This is a genomic window from Anaerosporobacter sp., assembly GCF_031551385.1.
GTDB lineage: Bacteria > Bacillota > Clostridia > Lachnospirales > Lachnospiraceae > Anaerosporobacter.
This window is the reverse complement of record NZ_JAVBNS010000014.1, coordinates 1-5579: the sequence shown is the minus strand read 5'-3', so window position 1 is coordinate 5579 and position 5579 is coordinate 1. Positions and strand designations below refer to the sequence as shown.

Annotated in this window: 4 protein-coding genes; all 4 read left to right on the top strand. The window is 36.9% G+C overall.

From position 1 onward, the window contains the following. A partial coding sequence (locus tag RMR19_RS02260; protein WP_310601868.1) for a hypothetical protein occupies positions 1–206 on the top strand: 206 nt, incomplete at its 5' end. Between the two features lie 12 nt (positions 207–218). Continuing rightward, positions 219–785: a type II secretion system protein gene (locus RMR19_RS02255; protein WP_310601867.1), complete on the top strand. Its 567-nt coding sequence runs from the start codon at positions 219–221 to the stop codon at positions 783–785. Beyond that, the gene (locus RMR19_RS02250) at positions 785–1366 is read left to right on the top strand and encodes a PilW family protein (protein ID WP_310601866.1); all 582 of its coding nucleotides are present in this window, start codon (positions 785–787) and stop codon (positions 1364–1366) included. Before RMR19_RS02255 ends, RMR19_RS02250 begins: the two co-directional genes overlap by 1 nt. Before the next feature lie 56 nt (positions 1367–1422). Further along, on the top strand, positions 1423–5579 hold a 4157-nt coding region (locus RMR19_RS02245), incomplete at its 3' end, for a DUF5057 domain-containing protein (RefSeq protein ID WP_310601865.1).

The following is a 5579-nucleotide window of genomic DNA, read 5'->3' as shown; positions in this document are numbered from 1 at the left end:
GTAACATTACAATATCGTCTAATGCGAGTGTATATGCCGATGCACTAGTTGTGAAGGATATATGGAACAGAGCAGATGAAACAATTAATCAGTATTTTTATGATATCGCTGAGGGTGGAATGATTGGAGGAGAAGGTAGTGATTCGAATACACAAAAGATAGATATATCAAATCTAATATCGTACCAAAATTGGCGAAAGAATTAATGGGGGATTGCCATGGGGAAGAGGATAAGAAAAGTTAAGTTAAAAAAGTTTTGTCAATGTGAAACAGATGGATCTAGTAACAAGGGATTTAGCCTAATAGAGATATTGATGGCGATATCAATTCTTGCCCTTCTTGTAGTAGCGACAACATTTCAGATAGTAACATCAAAATATGTAGATGCAGAAAGATGCAGTAGATGTATAGAGCAGAATATGAGCCAGTTAAGACTTAATGTTATGAGTAGTAAGACACAATCCTATCTAATCCTATACCAAATAGAAGATGGCAGTTACTATATGGCTGTTACAGAAACTCCTGATGCAGTTTGTACATCAGCTGATGGTATAAAGATTGGAAGCTCTAAGATTGGGATTACAGGAAAGACAGGGAGTGAAGCGATAGACGTTAGCTATACAGGGAATAAACGTATCGTTATCACATTTCATAAGAGCTCAGGAGCATTTGTTGCAGCAGGTGGACAAGTATTTCAAGCAATTGAAGTTACAAACAGTGATAAGAAGTTATGTATCTATCTTGTGAAGGAAACAGGGAAACACTATGTAAAGCAGGTGTATTAATGGAGAGAGAAGAACGTACTTTTATAGAGGAGAATGGATTTACACTAGTAGAAGTCTTGGTGGCAGCTCTTATATTGTCCTTTTTGATTATCGCAATTTGTGCATTCATGACGACAGGTTCGAATCTATATAAGAAATCAAGTCGTGAAGTTGATTTGCAGCAAGAGGCACAAGTGGCGATGAATCAGTTAAATGATATGATTTTGTCGGCAAATCGATTTACAGTTGTGTATAGGAATAAGGGGTTGCAAGATGAAGTTGCCATTATGTATAGTCAAACAACAGAAGAGATCAACACGAAGGTGAACTATTGCATTATATGGATAAAGGAGCGAGAGAAGCTATACTTTCTAAAAAAAGATGCAGATTTTACTTTCACAGGGACGGAAAGTGAGATGATGGATTTGTGTAGTGTGGTAACAGATGAAGAAAATCTTATGGCACAGCATATAGAATCTATGCAGATAGATACATCGGAATTAGTAAATAATCAAGCAGTATCGATAACAACTGATTTTGTAATCCAAGATAATACCTATGAGGTGACAAAACAGATTAAACTTAGAAACAAGCAGGAATAACGAGACGACGGCACTAGTTGTATTAGTGTCGTCGTTTTAGGACTAGGAGGCGGATTATGATGCAAGAGAGGAAAACGGGGAAACGATTTTTTATAAATATATTGGTGGTTATAATGATATTATGTAGCGTGTATTCTGGTTATCAAGTAGCGATTGCGGCTAGAGGTGTTATGGCTACAGAGAACAGGGAATCGGCTGACGAGTTGGAGGAAGATATTGCCAGTGAATTATCTACGACTCGTACAAGAGGTGACGATGATACATTTACAATACTAGAGATTGTTCCGTACCGAGGAATGGGTGAGATTGGCTACATGGTTGGAGGTTGTGAGCCAATTGATTTGAGCAAACTAAAAACAAGAGAATATGATGGCTTCACAAGTTTTCTAGGGGAAATGTTACTAGTAAGAGATACCTATGTAGAAAAGGAAGTATTGACAAAGGAAGACAAGGAGCAGTACATGGATTGGTCAGACGTCTATGTTGCGAAAGAGGAGAAGGGAACATTTCAACTTGTAGAACCATATACAGGGGAATATGTATTAGAAAGTAGTGATGTCTACGTTGTTGATCAAAGCAAACACGGCAGTTATAATGCAAAACTTAGCAAGTTAGTCTTTAATAAGAATCGATATGGAAAGATGGTTAAAGACAATAACGTGAATGCATGGTTTTATTCTAGCAAGCAAAGCAACCGATATACTTCTTTTGATGGGACAGAATATACTGTTGCGAATGCAACAAAGAATGAACAAAATACAGGAGACTATGATTATGATAGACTGGAAAATCTGTTTATTCTTAATAAAGGAAAAGGTGCTTATGATGTACAATTTATGCCCTATGCACATCAAAGAAACCAAGAGATTTATTATATGGCATCAGAATATGAAATCGTAGAGGATTGTACTGGGGAATACACAGGAGATATTGTTTATGTGAATGCACCGGATACAGACCGTGATGGCTTGGCAGAGGGAAAATATAGTAAAGCAAATACAGAGCATTATGTTTTTGTAGGACCTGGAATGGGAAATTATAATTTTATTTCTGATGAACAAGGTGGACAGTTGTATCTGATTCACAAAAAGTATAGTTGTCGAAAAGGTGTTGAATACATCAATGCAGAATGGTTTAAGCGATATGCAATGCGACTTGATGCGGCAGAATGGGATTCTTGTAATATAGAAGTTGTTACACGAACACCAGAAGAAGTGAATGCAGAGCCGGAATTAATTGCTAGAGCGGATATGTTGTTTCTATCTCCGACACAACAAAACACAGCATATGTAGGTTTGTGGGAGTTTTATGGGAAAGAGAAAGAAATGCTTGGTGTAACAGAGGATAGCAGATATACGATAAGTGATTTGGCGAGCAACGGTATTCCGGTGAATCTATCTGGGATAAGGCAAGGGAAGGTGCTTCCTACATTTATTAATAACGATTTGAATTGGAATGTAACGTATGAGTTGTTTGAGCGAATTGGTGTGAAGCAGGATTTGCCTACCGTGCTGAACTGTGTTATGTATGAAAACAATTGCAGGGAATTAAGCGGATATTCCAACTCAACTAGCAATAACTGCGCGAAGTTATATCTGATGTTACGGCAATGGAATCCACAAATCTTTTATGAAAACTTCTTTGAGACAAATAAAATAAAAGAGGGGACATTCCGTGGAATAACGACAGGAGAATATATAGAAAAAAGCGGTGATGAAAGATTTATATGGTATGATCAAACATTTTGGCCGGAGTTACCGATAGGGAATTCAAATCCTTATGAATATTATAGGAGTCTAGGGATTGACAATCCGTATATGATGGGGAATGAAAGCGTTGTTGGTAATATCTATACATTTAACGGGGATTGTATTGTAGATAATATGTTCTTGGCGGAACAACATTATTCTGGCGAATGGTTCTATGAGGTAAATGCATTTCTATACGAGGATGCGAATGGATACGAAGCGACACCAGAGGAAATTGCAAAGATGAAACTTTCTACAGCAGATATCTTTTATTATTTATTAAGATATAAGAAAGCGAATTTCGATAAAGCGGAGATTGTTGTACTTGATCTTGAACCGTGTAATGATTTTACATTAACGGAGATTGATGTGAAGAATATGATAAACGGCTACTCTGGTGATGTGCGTATTGTAAAGATGACGACAGCAGAGTTCAATGGCAAGATTGAGGATTTGAATAAAGAGTACGATATGATTTATATGGGATTGAATATCGGTATGATGAATACTTCAAATGGATTGACAAGATATAATGATAGCAATCTTAATGGCATGATTTATCTACATGTAGGAGATTGTATTCGAGCTGGAAATGCATTGGCAGGTTTAGTAGATGGTATTGATACCTATCGTTTTAGCGGCAATGATATTACAACAAGTAAAGAGAAAGAGTTAGAGCAATTTGTGCGTGCAGGATACCCGATTGTGGCATCAAGCGATTTGTATACGTTAAATACAAGTAGAATTGATCCATATAGCAATATATATTCGTTTGTAAAGAAGATGAAGACAGGCAGTGGGAATATAATAAATGCATCGACATTTGCAAATGCACAAACGAAGGCGCAGGCAAGTAACAAGTTGAAAAACGGTTTGGCAATTGAGAAGCCAAAACTTAACTTTACAAGTATGCCAGTGATGTATAACGGTGATTATCCAGATGTTCTTTCGTTAGAGAGAAAATTAAGCTATAAGTTTTCGATTGCAGATTTGAAAGCGGAAGAAAATAGTAAGATGACTTATACAGTCAAGCTATACATCGATGCAAATGCAGATGGCAGATATGCAGATAATGAATTACAGGCAACATTGTCGCTTGTGAAAGCAGGGGAAGAGATTCAGTTACAAAAAACACTAGGGGCATCTCATGTTGGCATTATACCATGGAAGATTGTGGTGTATAGAACGGACAATCCGAACATTCGAAGCAGTCAGATTGGTTATTATGCGATTAAGAGAAGTAATGCGGAGAAAAAGGTGCTGAAGATTCTGCAAATTACATCAACACGTTATTCAAGATATGACTGGACAGGGTCAACGATGAATCTGCAACAGGAATTAGCAAACACGAATACATTGTTTTCGAAGTATGCGAAGAATCTTAATGATTTTGTACTGGATATTACGACGATTGATGTAAATCAATTTGTAGATTGGTATGTTGGAAATACGAATGGAAGACCCAATGCATATGATAAAGATAATCCGGATTCTGTAGATCGGTTAAAAGGATATGATATGTTAATTTTTGGATTTGGCGATAGTTACACGGACATTAAGAATACGAATGGTGCACTTGATAATGTATTTGCATTTGTTGAAAGTGGTAAAAGTGTGCTATTTACACATGATACTACATCTGTAGTAAACAAAGAGAATGGTTCAGACACGCATACATCAGGTGTTATGAATTGGGGATATAACATAAATCAGTATCTAAGAGATCGCATTGGAATGAATCGTTTTGGAGTAAAAACGAAAGGTGAGGAAAGCAGTTCTACAAATAGCGAAGGAAAAGATATCGCATATAGTCCGAGCGGAAGTATCTATAAGGAAATTCAAGGGTATTCCTATGGAGCGATGATACAATATGGTATTGTGGCAGGGGATAAAGGCTCGGATTTACCAAGTAACCAGTTTGGGCCAGTGAAGACATTTGTGGTGAAAGATTCAAGGAATCAAGAATATCCTGAGTTCAACTCATATAAGACGAATTCAATAGCGAATGTAAATCAAGGGCAAATCACGGAATATCCATATAAGATTCCAAAACCAACACCTTGGGATAACGTAAAGATGTCTGTAGGAGAAACGCACGCACAATATTATGAGCTGGATATGGAAGATTCTGAAATTGTCGTTTGGTATTGCTTATCGAATGATGAGAACAATAAGCTGTATAGTTCTTCTCCGAACGATGTGCGTAATAATTATTACATTTACAATAAAGGAAATATTACATATACAGGAGCGGGACACCGCTATTTCGGTAGTAACGAAGATGAAGTAAAGCTGTTTATTAACACAATGGTAGCGGCATATCGTGCAACAATAGCTGAGCCAGAGATTGACATTACGAACGGTGTTGACAATGATGAGGGCGTTAGTTTTGTATATGTGGATTGCGATTTTGATGATAATTTAAACAGCTCGGCAGCAGAAGATAAAGTTAAGATATCATTTAC